Annotated in this window: 15 protein-coding genes; 12 read left to right on the forward strand and 3 right to left on the reverse strand. The window is 64.6% G+C overall.

The window, feature by feature from the left end; genetic code table 11:
* Positions 1–236: 236 nt before the first annotated feature.
* Together AC1PLS_RS00595 and AC1PLS_RS00600 are read right to left on the reverse strand one after the other, a co-directional pair.
* Entirely contained in the window at positions 237–641 is a 405-nt protein-coding gene (locus tag AC1PLS_RS00595; protein ID WP_024939867.1) for a hypothetical protein, read from the reverse strand.
* Complete coding sequence (locus AC1PLS_RS00600; protein ID WP_481104073.1) at positions 638–3,988, reverse strand: nSTAND1 domain-containing NTPase; 3,351 nt, start codon at positions 3,986–3,988, stop codon at positions 638–640. The genes AC1PLS_RS00595 and AC1PLS_RS00600 overlap by 4 nt, the downstream gene beginning before the upstream one ends.
* Positions 3,989–4,281: 293 nt before the next feature.
* Between AC1PLS_RS00600 and fabV the strand changes: the two genes are divergently transcribed.
* Both fabV and AC1PLS_RS00610 read left to right on the forward strand, forming a co-directional pair.
* Positions 4,282–5,490 (forward strand): enoyl-ACP reductase FabV, encoded by a 1,209-nt coding sequence (gene fabV, locus AC1PLS_RS00605; RefSeq protein ID WP_184432664.1) that lies wholly within the window; start codon positions 4,282–4,284, stop codon positions 5,488–5,490.
* A gap of 167 nt (positions 5,491–5,657) precedes the next feature.
* Positions 5,658–5,945, forward strand: coding sequence for a hypothetical protein (locus AC1PLS_RS00610; protein ID WP_481104074.1), 288 nt, complete (start codon positions 5,658–5,660; stop codon positions 5,943–5,945).
* A 169-nt stretch (positions 5,946–6,114) separates the two neighbouring features.
* On the opposite strand, the gene AC1PLS_RS00615 is transcribed toward AC1PLS_RS00610, so the two are convergent.
* Positions 6,115–7,137 (reverse strand): sugar kinase, encoded by a 1,023-nt coding sequence (locus AC1PLS_RS00615; RefSeq protein ID WP_039515512.1) that lies wholly within the window; start codon positions 7,135–7,137, stop codon positions 6,115–6,117.
* Positions 7,138–7,422: 285 nt separating this feature from the next.
* On the opposite strand from AC1PLS_RS00615, the gene AC1PLS_RS00620 reads away from it, so the two are divergent.
* From AC1PLS_RS00620 to AC1PLS_RS00665, 10 genes are all read left to right on the forward strand, one after another.
* Positions 7,423–10,203, forward strand: coding sequence for a TonB-dependent receptor (locus AC1PLS_RS00620; RefSeq protein WP_481104075.1), 2,781 nt, complete (start codon positions 7,423–7,425; stop codon positions 10,201–10,203).
* Positions 10,204–10,448: 245 nt separating this feature from the next.
* Positions 10,449–13,649 carry a TonB-dependent receptor gene (locus AC1PLS_RS00625; protein WP_039517866.1) on the forward strand — a complete coding sequence of 1,067 codons (3,201 nt, stop codon included), beginning with the start codon at positions 10,449–10,451 and terminating at the stop codon, positions 13,647–13,649.
* Between the two features lie 13 nt (positions 13,650–13,662).
* Positions 13,663–14,640 (forward strand): pectinesterase family protein, encoded by a 978-nt coding sequence (locus AC1PLS_RS00630; protein WP_481104076.1) that lies wholly within the window; start codon positions 13,663–13,665, stop codon positions 14,638–14,640.
* A complete protein-coding gene (gene pelA, locus AC1PLS_RS00635; protein WP_481104077.1) occupies positions 14,640–15,668 on the forward strand; it encodes a pectate lyase in 1,029 nt (342 codons plus the stop codon). The genes AC1PLS_RS00630 and pelA overlap by 1 nt, the downstream gene beginning before the upstream one ends.
* Before the next feature lie 86 nt (positions 15,669–15,754).
* A complete protein-coding gene (locus tag AC1PLS_RS00640; RefSeq protein WP_481104529.1) occupies positions 15,755–19,573 on the forward strand; it encodes a LamG-like jellyroll fold domain-containing protein in 3,819 nt (1,272 codons plus the stop codon).
* A 315-nt stretch (positions 19,574–19,888) separates the two neighbouring features.
* Positions 19,889–20,482, forward strand: coding sequence for a mobilome CxxCx(11)CxxC protein (locus tag AC1PLS_RS00645; protein WP_184578446.1), 594 nt, complete (start codon positions 19,889–19,891; stop codon positions 20,480–20,482).
* Positions 20,461–20,658, forward strand: a complete 198-nt coding sequence (locus AC1PLS_RS00650; RefSeq protein ID WP_146095374.1) for a hypothetical protein — start codon at positions 20,461–20,463, stop codon at positions 20,656–20,658. Before AC1PLS_RS00645 ends, AC1PLS_RS00650 begins: the two co-directional genes overlap by 22 nt.
* Positions 20,659–20,740: 82 nt before the next feature.
* On the forward strand, positions 20,741–21,025 hold the full coding sequence (locus AC1PLS_RS00655; RefSeq protein WP_047126431.1) for a hypothetical protein: 285 nt from the start codon (positions 20,741–20,743) through the stop codon (positions 21,023–21,025).
* Positions 21,026–21,413: 388 nt separating this feature from the next.
* Positions 21,414–21,704, forward strand: a complete 291-nt coding sequence (locus AC1PLS_RS00660) for a DUF4145 domain-containing protein (protein WP_481104530.1) — start codon at positions 21,414–21,416, stop codon at positions 21,702–21,704.
* A gap of 92 nt (positions 21,705–21,796) precedes the next feature.
* Complete coding sequence (locus tag AC1PLS_RS00665) at positions 21,797–22,420, forward strand: hypothetical protein (RefSeq protein ID WP_219842939.1); 624 nt, start codon at positions 21,797–21,799, stop codon at positions 22,418–22,420.
* Positions 22,421–22,486: the final 66 nt, after the last annotated feature.

Raw genomic sequence — 22,486 nt, forward strand, 5'->3', positions numbered from 1 at the left:
GCAGCGCGATATATCGCGACCGCCAGGAGTCTCCTCCGTGGCAACTGGTCCAGTGTGCAGGTCGACCTTAGGTACCTGCGGCAGTGGCTTGGCCATCGCTGGCCCAATTCCCGTGCATGCGCACGCTATGCCGCGCCAACGCACTGCATCAACGCACTGCGTCAACGCACCGCAGCAACACACCGCAGCAACACACCGCCTGGCGGCGAGCCGCCAGGCAGGTGTCGACGCAGGGCTTACGGCCGGGGCGGGGTTTCCTGCGGGTTGATCTGCGGATCGTTGCCCACCTGGGGATCACAGCTGAACCAGGTCTTCTTGTCCTTCCGGCTTTCGTCCTCGACGATGATGGTCAGGAAGATCAGGGTCGGGACGCTATTGGCATTGGTGACCTGCACGCTGCGGCCGTCGGGGCTGATCGTGGGTTGCCCGATCTGTTTCAAGGCATCGGAACTCAGCAGGCTCCTGATCTTGAAATGCCGGGGGACGACGTCTTCATCGAAGTAATAGTGCAGCGTCGATGCCTTGTCGTGCTTGTCCACAATCAGCAGGTCCGGGGCGAAGCTGTAGAAATACTCGCCGGCACCGGTGTTGCCGCCGAATCCCACCCGCGCCACCGTGAGCTTGATCTTGAAGTCCGTCATGAGCTGTCCTGTTCCTTGAAAAGCGGGGCATAGAGGGAGACGAATCCCGGGTGGCGGTAGCCCGCGTGATACAGCCATCCGAGCTGTTGCGTAACGGCGCTGCGCTGGCCCAGATGCACCTGTGCGCGAATCCATGGGTCCAGCAGGTTCTTGTCGCGGCTGTTGCCGATGTCCTTGCCCAACACCGCCACCGCGCGCTGCCACGCCGCGCGTGCGCCGGCTGCGTCGCCGGCGGCGGCCTGTTGTTCGCCCTGCCAGACCAGCGCCTGGGCCAGCGCGGCCAGGCCGAGCAGATCGTCGGGCCTGGCGCGGTGCAGGGCATCCAGTTGCGCAACGATCGGCGCCAGGCCATTGGCGTGGTTGCCCGCGCGCGTGCGCTGCACGCGCTCAAGGCGCAGCGCGATGATGGCGTCCAGCCACTGCCACTCCGGCAGCGGTTGCGCCTGTGTCAGCAACCCGGCCATGGTCTGGCGGGCGCGCTCGAGGTGCCGCACCGCCAGTTCGGGCTGCCCGTCCAGCGCGGCCATCCAGCCGATCTGGGCGTCGGCATGCGCCAGATCGCGGCGCCAGGCGACATTGTCCGGCTGCAAGGCCACCAGCGCCTGCAGCATGCGCAGGCTGTCCTGCGCATCGGTCTGCGCCTGGTGCAGCTGGCCGCGCGCCAGCGCCAGGTTGGAGACGCGGATCAGTGAGCCGGCCAGACGCCTGCGCCAGGCATGCGCGTCGGGATCGTGGTCGACCAGCACACGCAGCATGGCGATCTGCTCGCGGTAACCCTGCTCGGCGGGGGCCAGCGAGCCCTGCATTTCCTGCGTCAGGCTCAGCCAGGACAGGCTGTCCACCAGCTCGTAGCGCAGCGCCGCGTTGTCCGGTGTGCGCGCCAGCAACTGGCGCTTGAGGGCGATCGAGCGTGCAAACAAGCCGATCGCCGCACCTGTCCGGCCTTGCTCCTTGGCCAGTGTGCCGAGGTTGTTGAGGGCGTAGGACAGTTCCAGTTGCCAGTACGGATCCTGCGGCGCGGCGCGCACCAGCTGTTCGCAGGCGGCCAGGTATTGCGACCAGTAGCGTTGTGCCACGGGCAACTGCTTGCTCCGGTAGGCAAGATCGCCCAGCCAATACGCGGTCTGCCCGGTTTCGGCGTGCGCCTCCAGGGACGCCGGCGCACGCGCACGCGCCTGCTCGGCAGTGGCGGCGGCACGCGTGAATGCCGCCTGCGCCTCGTCCAGCTTGCCCTGGTTCATCAGCACCTCGCCGGTGGTGCGCAACGCACGGGCGTGGTTGATCAGATCGCCTGTCTGCATGCTCGCGCTGGGCAGGTCTTCCAGATAGCGCAGCGCGCGGCTGCCTACGCTGTCGAGCAGCTTGAGGTTGCCCACCGTGCGCAACTGCTCGGCCAGGTCGCCCAGCATGTAGCTCACCAGTTGCTGGGCCTGGTCGCGCCGTTGTTCGGCCACCTGCTGCGCTTGCCGCGCCTGCCAGCCCAGCAGCATCGAGGCGCTCGCCAGCACCACCAGCAAGGTCGCCGCCGCTGCATACAGGCCGCGGCGGCGGCGTTGCGAGCGCTCGCAGGCATGCAGGAACGCGTGATCCAGCGCATCCAGATCCTGCGGCATGCGCCGCGCCGCCTCGCGCGCTTCGCTCAACGGGCGCCCGCTGTTGAGCAGGTGATCGCTGCGCCGGCCTTCGGCAGCCCAGCGCTGTGCGGCCAGCTGCAACCGCTTGCGCGCCTGCAGCAGACGGCGGTTTTCGTGGATCCACTCGGCCGCGCGCGGCCATTGCCGCAGCAAGGCTTCGTGCGCGACCGCAAACCCCGGCTCGCCGGCCACCAGCTCGCTGACGAACAGGCGCGCCTGCACGAAGGCATCCACCAGCACGCGCGCTGCGCCATGCGCCGGCAGCGCCGACCACAGCGCACGCCGCGCGGTCACCGCATCGCTGTCGGGATGGATCACGCTCAGCAAGCTCAGCACCTCGCCCAATGCCGCCTGTGCGGCAGCCGGCAGGGCACGGAAGGTGTGTTCGGCATGGTGCGCCAATGCGCCTTCCAGCCCGCCCAATGCGCGGTAGGCGGCAAAGGTCAGCAGGCCATCGTCGCTGCGTTGCGCGTGCAAGGCATGCAGCAGATGCTGCAGCAACGGCAGGGCATCGGGCTGGCGCGCGGTGGCATCGCGCAGCACATCGTCCAGCCGGCTGGCGCTGTCGCGGTCCTCTTCGAAACGCAGCCCGGCCATGGCCGCCGGCACGCGGATGATCTGGCCGATCTCGCCATCGCGCGGCGCCAGCAGATCCACATGCCCGTCGCCGCGTTTGAGTTCGACGATCTGCGGCAAGGCGTCGATCAGGCGCGGGTAGAAATCGCTGCGGGTGAGCATCAGCACCGCCACCTGCGCGCTGCTGCACAGTGCCTGCAAGGCCGCGGCCAGTGCGGCGCGGTCGGCATCGGTGATCCCGGGCGTGGCCACCAGCGCTTCTGCGTGATCGATCACCAGCAGCAGATGGCGCTGGGTCTGTGCGCTGTCGCGCGCTGGTGGGCGTTGACGCATCGCCTCGCCAATGGCCGCATGCAGCGGGGCAGGGCGCTGCAGCCACTCGGGCAACGCCGCCATCTGCGCCGGCGAAAACACCGCCCGCCCGCCGGCCGCCCAGTCGCCGAGTGCGCGCGCCAGCGTGTCGAGCACATCGCCGCCACGACATTGCGCCAGGTTGCAATACGCCACCGCAATGGCTTCCAGGCCATCCAGCCCGCCGGGCTGCGCCAGCAACGGCACCACGCCGGCGCGCAGCAACGAGGTCTTGCCGCAGCCGCTGGCACCGCTCACCAGCACCAGCCCGCGCTGGCTGTGCAATTGCGCGCGCATCGCGCCCAGCACCTGCGCAATCGCATGGCTGCGGCCGAAGAAGACCTCGGCGTGTGCGGGATCGAACGCCTGCAGCCCCACGTACGGGCTGCCGTGTCCCCACACCTGCGTGCCCATCACCGCACCGCGATAATCGTCGGGAAACACCACCTTGGGCAGCAGCCGGTACCCGCGCTTGCGGATGGTTTCGATGTAGCGTGGTTGGCGGCTGTCGTCGCCCAGCTTGCGGCGCAGTTGGGCGATGGTCTTGTGCACCGGGTTGTCGCCGTAGAAGCTGCCGTGCCACACCTCGATCAGCAACTGCTCGGCGCTGACCACCTCGCCGGCCCGTTCGGCCAGCGCGATCAGCACTTCCATCATGCGCGGTTCCAGCGCGATGGTCTGGCCGTCGTCGATCAGCGCAAGCCGTTCCGGCTCGACCAGCAAGGGCCCAAGCCGAAACCGCGGGACGGAGCCCAGCTGCGTGACGCGCTCGCTTCGAAGAGACATTCGCTCGGATACCGGTCGCACGGTGGGAGGAGCCTCGACGATCGCCATCAGGCGCGGCCAGGCACGGCACGGCAGGCGCAAAAGTAGCACAGGCGCTGACGCAGGAAATCGATGGTGATCGCCGTTCGTTCGCGTCCGTGCGCGGAAGATGCATGCCCGGTCGTGCGGCATGCCTGGCGCTGCAAGCGGGCTTCACGCAGCGCCATACAGCGGCGTGTGGTGCGCCTCAGGCTGTTTCGCCAGCAGGCCAGCGATTAAGATGCCGCCAGCATCTTGCTGACCAGGAGTCCACGTTGATCATCCATCCCAAAGTGCGCGGCTTCATCTGCACCACCACGCATCCGCTTGGCTGCGAGCGCAATGTGCTCGAGCAGATCGCGGCCACGCGCGCGCGCGGCGTCCGCAACGACGGCCCGAAGAAGGTGCTGGTGATCGGCGCATCCAGCGGCTACGGCCTGGCCTCGCGCATCACCGCCGCGTTCGGCTTCGGTGCCGACACGCTGGGCGTGTTCTTCGAAAAACCCGGCAGCCCCAGCAAGGCCGGCACCGCCGGCTGGTACAACTCCGCCGCGTTCGACAAGCACGCCAAGGCCGCGGGCCTGTACAGCAAGTCGATCAACGGCGATGCGTTTTCCGATGCCGCACGCGAGAAGGTCATCGAGCTGATCAAGACCGAGATGGGCGGCCAGGTCGACCTGGTGGTGTATTCGCTGGCCTCGCCGGTGCGCAAGCTGCCGGGCACGGGTGAAGTGAAGCGCTCGGCGCTCAAGCCGATCGGCAACACCTACACCGCCACCGCCATCGACACCAACAAGGACACCATCATCCAGGCCTCGATCGAGCCGGCCAGCGCGCAGGAGATCGAAGACACCGTCACCGTGATGGGCGGGCAGGACTGGGAGCTGTGGATCGATGCGCTGGAAGGCGCCGGTGTGCTCGCCGACGGCGCGCGCAGCGTGGCCTTCAGCTATATCGGTACCGAGATCACCTGGCCGATCTACTGGCACGGCGCGCTGGGCAAGGCCAAGGTCGATCTGGACCACACCGCGCAGCGGTTGAACGCGCGCCTGGCCAAGCGCGGCGGCAGCGCCAACGTGGCGGTGCTCAAGTCGGTGGTCACCCAGGCCAGCGCGGCGATCCCGGTGATGCCGCTGTACATCTCCATGGTCTACAAGATCATGAAGGAAAAGGGCCTGCACGAAGGCACCATCGAGCAGCTCGACCGCCTGTTCCGCGAGCGCCTGTATCGCGAAGATGGCCAGCCCGCCGAGGTGGACGCCGAAAACCGCCTGCGCCTGGACGACTGGGAACTGCGCGACGACGTGCAGGACGCCTGCAAGGCGCTCTGGCCGCAGGTCACCACCGAGAACCTGTTCCAGCTCACCGACTACGCCGGCTACAAGCACGAGTTCCTCAAGCTGTTCGGCTTCGAGCGCAACGATGTGGATTACGACGCCGATGTGGAGACGGACGTGACCTTCGATTGCATCGAGCTGAGCTGAGAGCAGGGATTCGGGAATCGGGATTTGGGATTTGCAAGCGCGGTGGGTGGCTGCATCGCTGATCTTCGCTGGATCCAAATACGTTGCGGCAAGGACAATCGGCAATCGATGCCGGTTGCCCTCGCTGTTACGAATCCCCACTCCCCAATCACAAATCCCCGCCCCCAATGGACAAACTGATCGCCTTTCTGGTGCTGGCCGTTGTGGTCAGCGTGGCCTGTGCCGTGTTGCTGCGCTTCGTCAGGTTGCACTGGTCATTGCAGGCGATCGCCAATCTGTTGATCACCACGGCCGTCGTCTGCGCCGTGGTGATGCAGGACGGCTCTGCACCGCCCTGGAACCACGCCTTGCTGATCACGCTGTTCTTCAGCGTCCCGGCGTCGCTGTGTGTGGTGCTGCTGAGCGCAGGCTTCAAATGGATCACCAACAAACGACGCACCAGCGCGCCCGCCTGAAACGCGTGAGCGCAGCGAACAACACCTAGCAAGCACCTGCCCGCCGCCCACGGGCGCATCAGCCCTGAGCGCACCGCGCTCCGTTAGCAACAAGCCTGGACAGAGCGCCGAAAGCCAGCGCTCTTAAGCTCTTACGATTCCCCAATCCCGATTCCCGATTCCCAGCGCGTCAGCGCCGCACATCAAACCGCGCATCCCCCACGCAGGCCTGCACATCGGCTACCGAGAGCGGATTGAAATCGCCGGGAATCGAGTGCTTCAGGCAGCCGGCCGCCAGGCCGAAGCGCACCGTGTCGTCCAGCGACCAGCCTTCGATCAGGCCGTGCAGCACGCCGGCGGCAAACGCGTCGCCGCCGCCGATGCGGTCGATGATCGGGCTCAGCTCCTCGCTGGGCGCGCGCGCCACCGCGCCACTGCGCGGCACCAGCAGTGCGCCCAGGCTGTGGTGGTCCACGTTGTGCGCCACGCGCTGCGTGCAGGCCATCAGCTGCAGCTGCGGGAATGCGGCAAACGCCTGCTGCGCAGCCGCTTCCACGCGCGCTTCCAGCGTGTCCTGCGGGAACTCGCCGCCCAGCACCACGCCGATGTCGCGGTAGTCGGCAAACACCACGTCCGCACAGGCGAACAGCTGGTGCAGGATGCCGCGCGCATCGCCCTGCCAGCGTTGCCATAGCTTGGGCCGGTAATTGCCGTCGAACGAGACCTTGACCCCAGCCGCACGCGCCGCGCGTGCCGCCGCCAGCGTGGCCTGCGCCACGTCCGCACCCAGTGCCGGGCTGACCCCGGACAGATGCAGCCACTGCACCCCGTCCAGCAGGGCCGGCCAGTCGTAGGCGTCGGCCGGGGCCAGCGCAAACGCCGAGTCGGCGCGGTCGTAGACCACTTCGCTGGGGCGGTGGATCGCGCCGGTGGTCAGGAAGTACAGCCCCATGCGCCCGTCCACCCGCCGCACATGCCGCGTGTCCACGTCATGGCGGCGCAACTCGCCCAGCACCGCCGCCCCCAGCGGGTTGTCCGCCACCGTGCTGACCATGGCCACGTCATGGCCGAAATGCGCCAGCGACACGCCGACATTGGCCTCGGCCCCACCGCAATGCACGTCCAGCCGCGGTTGCTGCAGCAGCAGCTCGTGACCAGGCGCCCCCAGGCGCAGCAACAACTCTCCAAAGCACAGGATACGGGCACGACTCATGCGGCAATTACCTCGGCTGTGTGGTGCGTCACGGTGTGGGGGAACCGTCGCGCGTCAGGATGACCATCGGTGTCATTCTAGCCGGCGCCAAACGCGCCGGGCGAGGCCCATGATGCGACGCGCAGTGACCGCTTGCACCCCTTTTGGGCAAATTTGGTGACGTTTTCTGCTGCGCTGCAAGATGTTACGGGAGGATTCAGCTGGTAACGTCGTTTTGACCAGCGGTGTCATTGCCGCTCACAACCAGACTTTCATGTTGTTCATGGACCCTTGGGAGGGGAGGACATGCAATTTCGGACCACCAGCCGGAAGACACCGGTTACCTTGCTGGCGTTGTCGATCGGCGTTGCGCTGAGCGGCCACCTGGCAGCACAAGAAACCACCCAAGCGCCCGCAGAACCGGCCGTCGACCTGGACACCGTCACGGTGACCGGCTATCGCGCCTCGGTGGAAAAGGCCCTGGACATCAAGCGCGGCGAAGCCGGCGTGGTCGATGCGATTGTCGCCGAGGACATCGGCAAGTTCCCCGACCTCAACCTGGCCGAGTCGCTGCAGCGCATCCCCGGCGTGGTGATCACCCGTGAGGCCGGCGAGGGCCGCGCCATCTCGGTGCGTGGCCTGGGCCCGGAGTTCACCCGGGTGCGCATCAACGGCATGGAAGCGCTCACCACCGTCGGTGCCGGCGACCAGAGCGGCGGCACCAACCGTGGCCGCGGCTTCGACTTCAACGTGTTCGCCTCGGACCTGTTCTCGCAGCTGATCGCGCGCAAGACCGCCTCGGCCGATGTGGAAGAAGGCTCGCTCGGCGCCACCGTCGACCTGCGCACCGCGCGCCCGTTCGACTACAACGGCTTCACCTTCGCCGCCAGCGGCCAGGCTGCCTACAACGCCATGGCCGAGAAGGCCAACCCGCGCGTGGCCGCACTGATCGCCAACACCTGGGCCGACAACACCTTCGGTGCCCTGCTGTCGGTGGCCTACACCGAGCGCGAAGTGCTGGAAGAAGGCGCCAACACCGGCCGCTGGGCCAACGGCCCCAGCAACGGCAACTTCAGTCCCGCCTCGCCGTACGCCGCGGCGCGCTCGGCCGATGTCTACCACCCGCGCTTCCCGCGCTACACCCAGCAGATCCACGACCAGGAACGCCTGGGCGTCACCGGCTCGCTGCAATGGAAGCCCACCGACCGCACCACGCTGTCGCTGGACGCGCTGTATTCCAAGATCGACGCCAAGCGCGACGAGCACTACATCGAAGCGATCTCCTTCAGCCGCAACCGCGACGGGCTCACCCCGCGCCGGCCGGAGCGCGACGGCAAGCCGGGCACCATCGTGCGCAACGGCGAGATCCGCAACAACGCGCTGGTCTATGGCGAGTTCGACAATGTCGATATCCGCTCGGAAAACCGCCACGACGAGTGGAACACCAAGTTCACCCAGGTCAGCCTGGACCTGGAGCATCGTTTCAACGACGACTTCAGCATCAATGCCCGGGTCGGCACCTCGCGCTCTGCGCACGAGAACCCGGTGCAGACCACCATCATCATGGACAAGTACGACGTCGACGGGTACAGCTACGACTACCGCGGCAACAGCCGCGCGCCGGTGCTGAACTACGGCATCGACCCGACCAACCCCGCCGGTTGGGAACTGGCCGAAATCCGCCTGCGTCCGCAGTCGGTGGACAACGACTTCGACACCGGCCAGATCGACTTCAACTGGAACATCAGCCCCGGCTTCCGCCTCAAGGGCGGCGTGCTGGCCAAGAACTACAGCTTCAGCACCGTCGAGCTGCGCCGCGCCAACGAACTGTCGGTGCCCACCTTCGCCAACGGCAGCACCATCGTGCCGGCCGATCTGACCGAACAGGCCGGACTCAAGGGCATCAACGGCAGCCCGTCCAGCTGGGTGGTGCCCAACCTGGATGCGGTGGCCGACCTGTTCGGCATCTACAGCAACAGCGGCACCTTCGCCGTGGCGCCGCGCGTCAACAACAGCCGCAGCGTCGAGGAAAAGGACCGCGGCGTCTGGTTGATGGGCGAGTTCTCCACCGACCTGGGCTCCATCCCGCTGTCGGGTAACTTCGGCGTGCGCTATGTGCGCACCGAGCAGGAGTCCACCGGCTATGCGCTGATCAACAACGCACCGGCGCTGACCACCGTGGGCCGCAAGTACAACAACACGCTGCCCTCGTTCAACCTGGTCGCCGAGCTGGCTCCGGACCTGCTGCTGCGCCTGGGCGCGGCCAAGGTCATGAGCCGCCCCGGCCTGGGCAGCCTCACCCCCGGCGTGACCGTGGCAGTGGCCGGTGGTGCGCGCACCGTGGCCGGCGGCAACCCGGACCTGGACCCGATCGAAGCCACCAACGTCGACCTCGGCCTGGAGTGGTACTTCAACGAAGGCGCGATGCTCGGTGTCGGCCTGTTCTACAAGGACATCGAGAGCTTCATCCAGACCGCGCGCGAAGTGCGTCCGTACTCCAGCAGCGGCCTGCCGGCCTCGTTGCTGGAGGGCACCGGCGCCACCGTCAACGACGACTTCGCTTTCAGCATCCCGCTCAATACCCCGGGCGGCGAATTGAAGGGCGTGGAAGCCAACTACACCCAGCCCTTCACCTTCCTGCCGGGCAAGTGGGCCAACCTGGGCGTGCAGCTCAACTACACCTGGGTCGATTCGCAGATCCAGTACCTGGCCAGCAGCGGCGCACCGGTGATGAAGAACGACCTGCTCGGGCTGTCGCGCTCGTCGTGGAATGCCACGCTGTTCTACGAAGGCGACTCCTTCGCCGGGCGCGTGTCGGCCACCAACCGCGACGACTACCTCACCCAGGCACCGGGTGCGGAAACCGGCTTCAACGTCGACGGCGTGCACGGCATGACCGGCACCACCATCCTCGACGCCTCGCTGCGCTACAAGATCAGCAAGCAGTTGGAACTGAGCCTGGAAGGCATCAACCTCACCAACGAAGCCTCCGACGAATGGGTGTCCTCGCCGCGCACCGGCCAACTGCCGCTGCAGTACGCCGAAACCGGCCGCCAGTACCTGCTGGGCCTGCGCTACAAGTTCTAACCCGCTGTCTGCCCGCTGCGCACACGCGCAGCGGGCCCCGATCCGACGCCTGATCGCTGCGCATGCGTTGCCGTTGCTGCACGCATGCAACGCGGTGGGCGTGATGTTGGAAGCGTCAGGCACCACGCAGCGGACAGTCGCCCGACGACTGCGCAGCGGTGCTGTCGGTCGCTCATGTCGACGCCGGTGGCCCGTGGGGAGGCTGAGCGCGTCATTGCAGCCAGTGCCATTGGAGTGAGTGCATCATGCAAGCCCGTTTGCGTCGTCCCGCCGCCGAGGCAGGCGTCCGCCTGTCCGCCGCACGTCTGTCGGTGGCCATCGTCCTGGCCTTGCACGGTGTGAGCGCTGCCGCGCAAACCGTCGGCCCGCCGGCCACGCCCACCGATGCGGTGGATCTGGACCGCGTGCAGGTCAAGGCCACCTACCGCGAAAGCCTGCAGCAATCGCTGGATGCCAAGCGCTACAGCGTGGAGCAGGTGGATGCCATCTATGCCGAAGACATCGGCAAGTTTCCCGATCTAAATCTGGCCGAATCGATGCAGCGCATCGCCGGCGTCTCCATCGACCGCGAGGGCGGCGAGGGCAAGCAGATCTCCGTGCGCGGCCTGGGTTCGGACTTCACCCGCGTGCGCATCAACGGGCTGGAAGCGCTGGCCACCGCCGGCAGCGGCAGCGATGGCGTCAACCGCAGCCGCGGTTTCGACTTCAATACCTTTGCCTCCGAACTCTTCAGCCGCGTCACCATCAGCAAGACCCAGTCGGCGCAGATGGACGAAGGCTCATTGGGTGCCACGGTCGACCTGCGCGGCTCGCGCCCGTTCGACTTCGACGGCTTCGAAGCGGCCGCGTCCACGCAATACGGCTACAACGACCTCTCGCGCGAAAAGGACCCGCGCTTTTCCGGCCTGATCAGCAACATCTGGGCCGATGGCCGCGTCGGCGCGCTGATGTCGGTGTCCTACAGCGAGCGCCACCTGCGCGAGGAAGGCTACAACCCGGTGCGCTGGGAGCACGGCAATTACCGCAACTCCAACCAGAGCACCGCCACCAACAACGGCACCTACGGCTTCTGTTCGCCGGTGGGCTACAACCCGCAAACTCCGCGCAACCCGCTGGCCAACGAAACCCCTGCCGGGGTCGGCTCGCAGGCCAACCAGGACCGCAACAACGGCTGGGGCAGCTACGGCATCAGTGCCACCAACTGCGGCACCGGCATCGCGCGCCCGGCCAACACGCCGGAGAACATCCAGGCCTACGAAACCGCCACCAATGCCTGGATTCCGCGCTACCCGCGCTACATCCGCACCGACCACGAGATCAAACGCCTGGGCGTCACCGGCGCGCTGCAATTCAAGGTCAGCGACGACACGCTGCTGAACTTCGACATGCTGTATTCCAAGCTGGACAAGGACCAGCGCGAAGACTCGGTCGGTGCCAACCTGCACCGCACCGCCAACTTCGGTGGCAAGACCCAGATCGCCGTGCGCGAGGCGCAGGTGGACGACCAGAACCGCCTCACCTACGGCGTGTTCGACAACGTCGACTTCCGCACCGAATCCAGCAACATCGAAGAATCCACCGAGTTCAAGCAGTTCAGCCTGGACCTGCAGCACCGCTTCAACGACCAGGTGCGCGTCAATGCATTGGTCGGCCACTCGACCTCGGACTACGAACGCCCCGAGTTTTCGATGGTGAGTTTCGACAACACCAACCTGGACGGCTTCGTGCTGGACCGGCGCGGTGGCGGCGATTACCCCAGCATGAGTTTCCCGTTCGACGCGGGCAACCCCAATAACTGGCAGTGGCTTGGCTATGGCGCAGTGCCGGTCAACAGCAACGGCACCGCGCGCGGCACCAACATCAGCGAGGTGCGGCTCAACCCGCAGTCGGTGGGCAACACCTTCGATACCGCCAAGGTGGATCTGGAATTCAACATCAGCCCCACCTTCACCTTCCGCACCGGGCTGGCCTACAAGAACTACGACATGGACACGTCGGAGTCGCGCAACATCTCCTACGGGCGACTGGCGCAGGCATTGCCGGCCGGTGTGGGCGTGGGCGATTTGAGCACCAATCTGGACGGCTTCGGCCGCAGCTTGAACGGCAGCTTCCCCACCACCTGGGTGATTCCGGATTTCCAGAAGGTCGCCGACCTGCTCAACATCAATTGCGATTGCGACACCGGCGTGCCCGGCGGCGACTACCGGCTGGCCGATGTCGGCCACTTCGGCTCGTCCAACAACAATTTCGCCGTCAACGAAAAGAGCCTGGGCACCTACCTGCAGCTGGACTTCAACACCGACCTTTGGGGCCGTGCGCTGCGCGGCAACCTGGGCGTGCGCTATGTGCAGACGCAGATCGCCGCCAGCGGCTATGCCCCGTGCACAGCCACCGCAGCCGGCGCGATTTCGCCCAACTGCCAGTCGTTCTTCGGCGTGGCCAGCGCCACTGCCGCGGCCGGCGAGCGCCTGCTGGTGCCCACCACCGTCAACCACAACTACCGCGACATCCTGCCCTCGTTGAACCTGTCCTGGGATGTCAGCGACGAGGTGGTGCTGCGCTTCGGCGCGGCCAAGACCATGGCGCGCCCCACGCTGGCGTATCTGTCGCCCAGCGTCAGCGGCGGCCCCACCCAGTATTTCGACGACGGGCGCTTTTTCTCGATCAACCTGGGCAACCCCAAGCTCGACCCGTTCCGCTCCACCAACTACGACCTCAGCGCCGAGTGGTATTTCCGCGAAGGCTCGCTACTGTCGGCGGCGGTGTTCTACAAGGACATCGACAGCTACGTGCAGCGCACCCGCGTGCTCAGCACCTGGGAAGCGATGGGCTACTCGCTGGACCTGCTGCCGGCCGGCTTCACGCCGGACACCATCTTCAACGTGCAGAGCTACTTCAACACGCCCGGCGGCCCGCTCAAGGGCTTCGAGCTGACCTACCAGCAGGCCTTCGACTTCTTGCCCGGCTTCTGGCGCAACTTCGGCGTGCAGCTCAACTACACCCAGGTCGATTCCAAGATCAATTACCTGTTCAGTACCGCCGGCAGCAGCAATACGAGCATCACCACCACCGCCACCGAGCGCGACCTGCTCAACCTTTCGCCACAGTCCTACAACGCCACCGTCTATTACGACGACGGCCGCTTCAGTGCGCGCGTGTCCACCAGCTACCGCGATGGCTACATCAACAACATCCTCGCCCAGGAAGACGTCTACGACCTGGACGGCAAGCGCCTGGTCACGGCCGATGTGACCGGCAAATACAGCGTGGAAAACGTGGATTTCAACATGTCCTACAAGCTCAACGACCAGCTGTCGCTGACCTTCGAGGCCATCAACCTGCTCGACACCCCCGACCGCCGCTACGTCGATTCCACGCTGGAATTGCCCGACAAGTACACCGTCACCGGGCGCCAGTACTACATCGGCGCGCGCTACAAGTTCTGACCAGGAGAGCGACATGCAACCGCATCGCAGAACCGTATTACGTCAGTTGGCCGCCACCGCGTTGGTGGCCGTGGCAGGCCTGTGCAGCAACGCCGCCATTGCCGCCGACCCGGTCTACACCGTGGCCAAGCAGGGCAGCGCCGGCTACCGCACCGTGCAGGCCGCCATCGATGCCGCCGTGCAGGGCGGCAAGCGCGCGCAGATCAACATCGGCGCCGGCACGTATCAGGAACTGATCGTGGTCCCGTCCAACGCACCGGCGCTCAAGCTCACCGGCGCCGGCCCCACCCAGACCATCATCACCTACGACAACTATGCCTCGCGCATCAATCCGGCCACCGGCACCGAGTACGGCACCTCCGGCTCGTCCAGCGTCATCATCGCCGGCAACGACTTCACTGCCGAGCAACTGAGCTTCGGCAATCACGCCGGCCCGGTCGGGCAGGCGGTGGCGGTGCGCGTGGATGGCGACCGCGCCGCGTTCCGCAACGTGCGTTTCCTCGGCTACCAGGACACGCTGTATCTGCGCGGCGCCAAGCTGTCGTATTTCCTCGACTGCTATGTCGAAGGCACCGTGGACTTCGTGTTCGGCGCCGGCACCGCGCTGTTCGAGAACGTGCAGCTGCACTCGCTGGGCGACGGCTATCTCACTGCCGCCTCCACCCCGCAGGAGAGCGCACGCGGCTTCGTGTTCCGCAACGCGCGCGTCACCGCTGCCAGCGGCGTGACCCGGGTGTTCCTGGGCCGGCCGTGGCGCCCGTATGCCAGCGTCAGCTTCATTAGCAGCCAGCTCGGCGCGCACATCCTGCCCGAGGGCTGGAACAACTGGGGCAACACCGCCAACGAAGCCACCGCCCGCTACAGCGAGTACCAGAGCAGCGGCGCCGGTGCCAACCCGTCGCGCCGCGTGAAGTGGTCGCGCCAGCTCACCGCTGCGCAGGCCGCCGCGCTGGACCGCAACACCATCCTCGGCACCTGGAGGCCGTTCTGATGCGCAAGCTCACCACCTTCGCCCTCGCCACCGCGCTGCTGCTGGCACCGCTGTCCGCACTGGCCGACAAGATCGCCGACAACATGCTGTTGCTGCAGACCGCCTCCGGTGGTTGGTCCAAGCAATACAAGGGCGTCGCCGTCGACTACAACCGCACCTTCACCGCTGCGGAAATCGCCGAGCTGCAGCAACCCGGGCGCAAGGACGACGCCACCATCGACAACAAGGCCACCACCTACGAGATCGGCTATCTCTCCACGCTCTACAAGACCGAGAAGAACGCCAAGTACGTGGCCGCCGCCAAGCGCGGCGTGGACTATCTGCTCACCGCGCAATACGCCAACGGCGGCTGGCCGCAGTTCTACCCGGACCTGTCGTCCTACCATCACCAGATCACCTACAACGACGATGCAATGGTGCGCGTGCTCAACCTGCTGCAGGACATCAGCGAGGGCAAGGGCGACACTGGCGCGCTGCTGCGTGCCAGCCATGGTGCACGCGCGCGCCAGGCGGTGACCAAGGGGCTGGAATGCGTGCTCGCCACCCAGGTCAAGATCGGCGGCACGCTCACCATCTGGGGGGCGCAGTACGACGAGGTCACGCTCAAGCCGGCCAAGGCACGCGCGTATGAGCTGGCCTCGCTGGCCTCCAGCGAGTCGGTCAGCATCGTGCGCTTTCTGATGCGCCAGCCCACCCCGTCCGCACAGATCAAGACCGCGGTCGAGGCCGCTGCGCGCTGGTTCGACACCCACCGCATGCGCGACCTGGCCACCAAGAAGATCGACGACCCCACCCAGGAAACCGGCCAGGACGTGATCCTCGTCGCGCAACCGGGTGCGTCACTATGGGCACGCTTCTACGACCTGCAGAATCAATGCCCGCTCTACGCCAATCGCGACGGCAAGGCCTTGACCGAGTACATGCAGGTGCCAAACGAGCGCCGCGTCGGTTATGCCTGGCACGGCACCTGGCCGGACAAGCTGTTGAAGGACGACATTCCCAAGTGGCGTACCGCCAACGGTCTGTAAGTGCGTCGTCGCCACCGCGTGCAAGCGCGGTGGCTGTTTTACGTTTTGGAATTGACGAGGTGAGCGTGTCGAAGTTCTTGTTGGGAATGCTGTGCCTGATCGCGCTGCCGGTGAGCGCGGCCACCACCACCGCGCCGGAGCTGTTGTTCCGGGTGTCGGCCGACCGCGACCTGCAGGCCGATGTGGCCCGCGGCGACGGCGTGCCAAACTTCCGCGACAAGATCACGCTGGTGCCCACCGGCAAGCGTGGCAATGCCATCGAATGGGCCGACGACGGCGTGCTGTCGTGGAATGCGCCCGGCAACCTCTACACCCAGCGCGGCACGCTCGGCTTCTTCTGGCGCGCGCGTTATCCCGTGGGCGAAGCGCCGTTCGTGATCTTCCGCGTCGGCTATGCCGACCACACCAGCTGGGACATGGCCTGGCTGCGTATCGACTGGAACGGCCACGGCTTCGATGCCTTCGTCACCGACGCCAATCTCGCGCGCACCCGTGTCTCCTTCAAGCTCGACAAGAATCCCACCGCCAGCGACTGGACCCACATTGCGTTTGCCTGGGACGAAACCCGCGGCGTGCGCCTGTATGTCGATGGCAAGGAAGCCGCACGCGTGGACTGCGGTGCGTCCTGCGCCAACGGCGGCGCGCTCGACTTCGACGCCGCGCTGGACCAGTTCGGCCTGGCCGGCCGCGTGATGTCGCCGCACCAGGTGCAGAGCCGCTACAACTTTCTGCGCGGCAGCGACTTCGACGAGATCCGCATCTACGACCGCATGCTCGACGCCAGCGGCGCCGCCGCGCTGGCACGCCTGCAGGAGCCCGCCACCGCTGAAGCACCCACCGGCAACGCGCAGCACGCCGCCTTCCTGCACCGTTACGGCTGGGACAACGGCCACGCACCGCCACTGCTGGATGCACCGGTCACCCGCATCCGCAAGGTGGAGTTCGCCGACGCGCGCGACCTCAAACAATGGATGTGGAAGGCCACCGACGGCATCGCCGAAACCACCTGGCCCGGCGTCTACAACCGCTCGCGCCTGCCCGGGCGCGACGACTACTTCCAGCTACCCGACTGGAACACCTATGTCGAAGGCGGCAAGGCGCTGGATATCACCCTGCCGGACGAGGCCTTCAACCGCATCGAGCTGCGCGGCGCCGCCTACGGCCAAGCCACCTACACCGCGCCCAACGCACAGGCGCAGCCGCTGTTCGCACGCAGCCAGGGCGTCGTGCGCAGCGTGGACCAGTTCCCCGAGCGCCGCGGCGGCACGCTGCGCTTTGCAAACACCGCGCAGGAAACCCCCATCCAGGAAATCTGGGCCTACAACGTGCAGCCAGGCGAGGTGCCCAAGGGCAGCGCGCAACTCAGCTACACCGTGCGCAGCGACATCCAGCCCGACTACGACAACCTCGCACCGCTGCGCGATGTCATCGCCGGCCGCTATCCGCCAGGCGAGCGCCAGACCGTCATCGCGCTGCCCACCAAGGCACCGGCGCGCAAGCGCCCCAGCGACAAGGCCGCAGCAAGCGCGCAGCAACCCATCGTGCACATCCTGGTGCCCTCCAGCCTGGGCAACCCGCCGCCGGACCAGGCGCTGATGCGCAGCTGGTCCTACGGCTGGGAGAACATGCACGACGGCCTGGACGGCATCGCCATCACCCTGCCGGCGCTCAACCTGCCGGCCACCCACAACGGCAGCATCCCGCTCAACATCCGCATCAAGGACCCCATCTGGCCCGCACGCGACATGATCGATGTCTCGGTCGCGGTTACCCCCGGCCAGGCCCGCACGCTGTGGCTGGACCTGCGCGACCGCATCCTCAGCAACGACAGCCTGATGCTCAGCATCGCCGCCGCCGCCCCCGGCTTCGATGCCAACGCGCTCGACGGCACCCAGCTGCAGCTGGTGTTCAAGCCGCGCGCCGAGGCACTCACCGAACACGTCGCCGACCGCTTCAACCAGGTCAAGGACAACTGGGGCTTTCTGGTGGAAGAGCACACCACCTCCAAGCGCCAGCTGCTCTACAAGCGCCTGGACGCCGACATCACCGACCTGCTGCGCGTGGACCCGGACCACGCGCTCGGCCGCGAATACTGGAACGACATCAGCTACGCCAACCAGGGCGCGTTGCCTGTCGATCTGCCCATCGTGCCCAAGGGCGTGCCGGCCTGGGCGTTCTGGCAGCTGCAAGACCTCAGCGCCACCCGCCGCTATATCCGCTGGTGGATCGAGCAGCGCCAGGTGGCCTACGGCGATTTCGGCGGTGGCATCTCCGACGACTCGGACCTGGTGCAGCAATGGCCCGGCGTCGCCCTGATGGGCGTGGACCCGGACATGCTCAACGCCTCCATGCTGGCGCTGTCCGATGCCAACTACCGCAACGGCATGTTCACCAACGGCCTGTCCACCATCGAAACCGACGAGCTGCATTCCTATGAAGAGGGCATCAACCTCAACAGCGCCCTGCTGTACCTCAACTGGGGCGACCCACGCACCGTCGAGCGCCTGATGCAAACCGTCAAAGCCTTCGACACCATCATCCAGGTCAACCCGCAAGGCCACCTGCTGTTTGCCAGCAACTGGTTCGGCGGCCGCAAGGTCTACCGCGAGCCCAACTGGCAATGGCAAAAACCGTACTCCTTCCCCATCGTGCACCCGGCCATCCTGCTGGGCGGCTATAACGCCGACCCCAACAGCCGCCGCATCGTCACCGGGTTAGCAGACGGCTATCTCGCCCACGCCTACACCAACGCCAAGGGCAACTGGGCGCTGCCCAACGAGATCAACTGGCAAACCGGCAAAACCCGCGGCGGCGAACTGTTCGAAGGCAGCGGCGGCGCCGACACCTTGCACACCTTCTGGGCCGCCTACCGCTTCACCGGCGAGCAGCGCTATCTCAAGCCAATCGACTACCGCGTGGCCAACAGCGGCCCCAACGGCCTCTCCCTGCTCAACGAAAACTTCCTCGACGTCATGGGCAAGCGCAGCGACTGGAGCGGCAAGCTCATCGATGCCGCAAACAAGGACGACGGCAGCGTCCCGGACTTCCCGCACCATGTGGCCTGGGAGCAGACCGGCAACCTCGAGTATCTCGCCGCCATTTACCGCAGCGAGGCAAGAGAGAAACTGCAGAACTTCTACATGAACACCGAAGGCCACTGGTGGAGCGACCGCGTGGAATCCCCCACGGTCAACCTGCAACGCGCACGCCTGGGCGGCGTGGCGCTCAAGCGCAATCAAACCTACCCCGGCCACACCGTCAGCTGGCGCTTCAATGACCCAGAGGCCGCCACCCAAGTGGCCATCGCCATCCCCGCACCCCAGCAAGACCGCTTCACCGTCATCGCCTACAACACATCGAACAAAAACCAGCGCGCCAGCATGACCGGCTGGAACGTCGCCCCAGGCCAATGGCGCATCACCCAAGGCGTGAGCAAAGGCAATGACGGCAAGCTCGACAGCAACGCCAAGACGCAAGAGGTCGCTTTCGAAAGAAGCGCTTCCATCGACATCGACTTCCCCGCAGGCCGCACCACCGTCCTGCAGCTCGAACGGATTGCAGCCACCACCCCGGTCGAACTGCGCCCGGACCTTGGCATCGGTCATGGCGACGTGCGGGTGACTGCCGATGCCATCGAAGTGACGGTGCACAGCCTCGGCCATGCCGATGCGCCGGCCGGGTTTGTGGTGCTGGAGGATGGGCGTGGGAAGGAGTTGGCAAGAGCGGCATTTCCGGCACTCGCGGCACCACGCAATCTGCAGCCAATCACCACGCAGGTGCGCCTGCCGCTAACTAACGCCGCAAACATAAAAGCCGCGCAACTGCGCGTCATCGCCGATGGCAACGCCCCAGAGATTACCGACCTCAACAATAATCTCGCTCTACCCACCCCGCCAAGCCTATAACCGCAAACAACAGCCAATAACCAGGGGCACCAATCCCTTCTCCCGCTCGCGGGAGAAGGTGCCCGAAGGGCGGATGAGGGCAAAGCCGATAAAGCCAACGATCAATCGCGCAACCGCATTGACGCAACCCAAAAACTCGGCGAGGATCAAGGCACGCAGTATGTAATGCAGCCGCAAAGCCACACACTTCTTCAGAGGGACATAGCTGAAAAATCGGTGAGCTTCAAGCGCTCGTGGCGATCTACCACTGTCAGGGGGAGTCGGCGAGTATCACGTTATGCCGCGCTTAGGCGGTCCAATAGTAGCTAGAGCGCTATGGAAAATATCGAGGCAACCCAAAAGCTGTGCTGGGATCGGGCATTCTATGCTTTCGGTAGTTCCCGAGTCTTTGCCCGGCGAGCCAATCAACTCCGATCCCGTCGAACTTGGCTCGTGTTTCTTGGAATTGCGATTCCTCTCGTTGTTGGCGGTGTCGTGCTCTCGTTCAGCGTGAATGCATCGGCACTAAAGTGGCTCATCGCGTTAGCGAGCATTCTTTCGCTCATACAGTTAGCTCTCTCAGCGTGGGCGCTGGTCGCTCGCTGGGACGAGAGGTACGAGAGCTCTGTCGAGTCGACGCAGAACAATTATGAGCTGTTCTCCCGTTACGAGACACTTGCCCGGAATCCTCCCAAGGACTTCTTAGAACGCTTTGAAACATTAGAGGAGAGGAATAGGGCTCAAGAGCGGGCCGATACCAAAACAGATCTTTCGCACTACGAGCGGCGTTATGCCATGCGCCACGCGCTCATCCAATTTAGACGAGTATGCGTGTCGTGCAAAACACAACCGAAATCGCTGACAGAAGTCAGTCACTGTGACCTCTGCGGCAATCTGGAGAGCAAGGCATGGATAATGTTAAGAAGGTAGTTTCTGGCTGGAAGGCGCTTTCGGTCCGCGAGCGCCTCGAATTCGACAAACTGATCGAACAGATCGCGGAGATCGAAAACAAGTCGAACCGCACGTTCTCCGAGGAAAGTATTGTCAAGTCACATACCGTCAATTTTGGTCCCACGGGCCAAGGCTGTCCATGCTGTGGCCGCTAAGTACGCGCCCAGCAAGTCGTCCAAGCCGACGCGGCTTCGCGACGCGGCTCAACTCAGGTGTTAGGCATCAACAGGAAGTTCAGTGCAGACCGAGACAGAAAAGCTACAAGACTGGATCTTCAAGCAGTTTCGTGAGGGCGCCGACGTCTCTAAAGACGAGGCCACAAGTGACATGGAGGTGATTTTGGTAGCCTTCGCGAATGCTGCCAACGTTCCGCTAAATGCTATTCCGGAACAGGAGCTGATACGCCTCAGAGTTCTATTCAATGAGGAGTGGGCCAAAGCAGTCGCGGAGGGACACGGTAGCCATGCGGCCTTCGTAAAGAGCCTTGCAATAAAAGTTGCATCCCGTGCCGCACTGCGTTGATGCCTGATAATTTATTCAAGCCTAAACCGCTTCGCGGCTCGGCTTAATTCAGACGTTGGGCCCTAGGGAAGGTCACATGATAGTTGAATGTTCTGAATGCCGCGCACACGTCCAAACCCGCGAGTGTGGCGCTTATGAGCGCCTCTCTAACGGGCAGGGTCCCTCCTCGCTTTTCACGCTACTTTCGTGCACACAGTGCAGTTCACCGATACTCATCCGTCAAACCAACATTGGTAACGTGGCCGAAGGCGATCGATGGGACACGCCTTACTTAGTATTCCCATCTATCGACTTGCGTATCAACCCGAACGCGCCACGAAACATTCAGGCAGCTTTTGAGGAGGCTTGCGCCTGCTACCGTGCTCAAGCCTATACGGCGTCAGCGATCATGTGCCGCAAGACATTGGAGGGCATTTGCGCTGAGCATGGTGTCGCGGAGAGAAACCTTGCTGGATCACTAAGGACCATGCGAGATCAAGGACAAATCGATGATCGTCTTTATGAGTGGTCTGACTCGTTGCGAGTCGCTGGCAATGACGCGGCGCATGGGGTTGGGTTGAACATTGCGCAGCCTGATGCAAAGGATATCTTGGAGTTCACAAATGCCATCCTTGACTACCTTTTCTCGTACCGAGATCGCTTTGATAAGTTCAAGGCTAGACGCGCGGCTAGGCCCTGACAATTATTCAAGCCGTCGCCGCTTCGCGGAGCGGATCAGCTCATATACTAGGTTCGCTTGAAATTTTCTTCGCAAGCGTTGAGGGGGAAGGTATGAAGTCTCGCGAGTTACATACAACCCCCGTTGTTGTGGTTAGCAATTATCGCATCGCGCCACACTCGAGTGGAAAGTACCTTCATTCATTTACGCCCGAGTCCACGAGTACGCCGTATCAGTTCATTGCAAATCAGGAGCCGCTCCTTGAAGATGGCGAGAGATACAGCTTCGGATACACCATTCATAATGGGGTCAACTGGGTCGACACATCGGCAATAGCTAAGGCCGAAAGTGTAGATCCGGATGCAAGCTTCTACGTAGCACGCCTTCTCGGAGAAGAATTGCGAGAAGTGGAGGCACGCAAGTCGGATGAGCGCGTGACGCACGCTCCCCAAGATGGATACTACTTAGGCAAGAAGTACGCTTGGCGAATATACGGAATGGCTATTCCAAGGGATGTATTTGATCTCTACCTGGAGCACATCGGCCATCCGCAGGTGCCTTGTTTTACGGAAGGAAGCCGCTCCCTCGCATATCTTGAGGACGGGCTGGCTTCTGCTATCGAAAAACTGTGCAACTCCTTGGTGAGGGTCGCAAACAACAGATTCAGCTCACCACTGGTTCCCCAAAAGAAATGGTTTCAGGTCAAGGGAATCTCTGCAATCACTGATAAGAAGTGAATCTAACAATTCATTCAAGCCAGTGCCGCTTCGCGGCGCGGCGCGAAGCGGCTTAATTCAGGTGTT

It is taken from the genome of Xanthomonas sp. NCPPB 3218 (assembly GCF_056725185.1).

Bases quoted from the DNA above. Each gene is read 5' to 3' on its own strand.
- AC1PLS_RS00595 (WP_024939867.1), bottom strand. From the start codon at position 641: ATGACGGACTTCAAGATCAAGCTCACGGTGGCGCGGGTGGGATTCGGC.
- AC1PLS_RS00640 (WP_481104529.1), top strand. From the start codon at position 15,755: ATGCTGTGCCTGATCGCGCTGCCGGTGAGCGCGGCCACCACCACCGCG.
- AC1PLS_RS00620 (WP_481104075.1), top strand. From the start codon at position 7,423: ATGCAATTTCGGACCACCAGCCGGAAGACACCGGTTACCTTGCTGGCG.
- AC1PLS_RS00660 (WP_481104530.1), top strand. From the start codon at position 21,414: ATGTGCCGCAAGACATTGGAGGGCATTTGCGCTGAGCATGGTGTCGCG.
- AC1PLS_RS00615 (WP_039515512.1), bottom strand. From the start codon at position 7,137: ATGAGTCGTGCCCGTATCCTGTGCTTTGGAGAGTTGTTGCTGCGCCTG.
- pelA (WP_481104077.1), top strand. From the start codon at position 14,640: ATGCGCAAGCTCACCACCTTCGCCCTCGCCACCGCGCTGCTGCTGGCA.
- AC1PLS_RS00665 (WP_219842939.1), top strand. From the start codon at position 21,797: ATGAAGTCTCGCGAGTTACATACAACCCCCGTTGTTGTGGTTAGCAAT.
- AC1PLS_RS00610 (WP_481104074.1), top strand. From the start codon at position 5,658: ATGGACAAACTGATCGCCTTTCTGGTGCTGGCCGTTGTGGTCAGCGTG.
- AC1PLS_RS00600 (WP_481104073.1), bottom strand. From the start codon at position 3,988: ATGTCTCTTCGAAGCGAGCGCGTCACGCAGCTGGGCTCCGTCCCGCGG.
- AC1PLS_RS00630 (WP_481104076.1), top strand. From the start codon at position 13,663: ATGCAACCGCATCGCAGAACCGTATTACGTCAGTTGGCCGCCACCGCG.
- AC1PLS_RS00650 (WP_146095374.1), top strand. From the start codon at position 20,461: ATGGATAATGTTAAGAAGGTAGTTTCTGGCTGGAAGGCGCTTTCGGTC.
- AC1PLS_RS00645 (WP_184578446.1), top strand. From the start codon at position 19,889: ATGGAAAATATCGAGGCAACCCAAAAGCTGTGCTGGGATCGGGCATTC.
- AC1PLS_RS00625 (WP_039517866.1), top strand. From the start codon at position 10,449: ATGCAAGCCCGTTTGCGTCGTCCCGCCGCCGAGGCAGGCGTCCGCCTG.